The sequence below is a fragment of the Pseudomonas sp. P5_B2 genome (assembly GCF_056400445.1).
In genome coordinates this window covers 1-1134 of sequence record NZ_JBFULH010001026.1, presented here as the reverse complement: position 1 = coordinate 1134, position 1134 = coordinate 1, and the positions used below count along the sequence as shown (strand labels likewise).

1 protein-coding gene is annotated in these 1134 nt (G+C 52.9%); it reads right to left on the bottom strand.

Annotated elements, in window-relative coordinates; translation table 11 throughout:
• Positions 1–487 precede the first annotated feature (487 nt).
• Positions 488–1134, bottom strand: a 647-nt coding sequence (locus tag AC1DRJ_RS28890) for a glycine betaine ABC transporter substrate-binding protein (RefSeq protein WP_477805139.1), incomplete at its 5' end; no start/stop codon positions are given.

Sequence of the window (1134 nt, the reverse complement as noted above, 5' to 3'; positions counted from 1 at the left end):
AGATTTATTAGAGTCTCGTGGGCTCGGAGATGTGTATAAGAGACAGTCATTCGACTCAACAAAAAGCGTGCGATTATCGATTTATTTCTTCCGCCAGCCTCTGGGCCACACTCACCATAAGGGTTGACGTTTCGTACCAAGGAGGATTGGGGAGGAATGCAATCTCGAAAAATGAGTTGCTTCCCGCTGCGACGGCCGGGGCTAGATTGTCGCTGTACGGCCAGAAGCGGTGTTGACTAACCCACACCAACAATGGCCCGGATGCGCTTTGATGGGGGATTACGCACAAAGGGAAGTGTTTAAAGGTGATGCGCCTGGGAGGCCGCTGATTGGAGGGTGTCCTGAAGTTATAGCGACCGATCGTAACGAATCACTAACAACCGGCCGACTATTACACGGGGCCTGAAACATGGTCACCGGCAACTTTTAGAAATGACCACAACAGAGGGACATTACAAAGGGCGGGCATCCTTGCCCTCAAGACAGGTTAGAGCGATGCCTCGATCTTTTTTGCCGCAGTCTCATCTACCCAGGCGTGCCAGATTTCCGGGTGCTCCTTGAGGAACATTCTGGCCAGCTTCGGAGAATCGATGCGCTCCCGGGCCATCCTCGCCAAGTTCTGATTCAACAGATCGATGGGAATATTGACCTTCTCCAGAACCGCGACCAATTCAGGAGCCTGCTCATGAAAAGCCTTGGAGAGTCCGACCATGGTGATGACGTCTTTGTTGGCTCCAGTCTTTTCTTCCAATCTAATCGCGTCAATCTGGCCCATCAGCGGCGTCGGTGACCAGTAATAGAACAGTACCGGTTCACCGCGTTTATAGCTGGACAGCACAGCCGCATCCAATGCGGCACCGGTGCCTGGACGGAAATTCGTGAAGGTTTTCTCAAGACCGTACTCTTTCAACATCTCAGTATTGTCTTGCTCACAAATCCAGCCAGCAGGACAGTTGTAGAAGCGGCCTTTGGATGGTTCCTCCGAATCGTGGAAGACGCTCGCGTACTTGCTCAGGTCAGCGACTGTCTTGAGGTCAGGTGCTTGCGCTGGCCGGTTACGTTTAACGTCCCCTTCCACTACATAGCGCGGAACATACCAGCCCTGAGTCGCACCAATGATAGGCGCGCCAACTC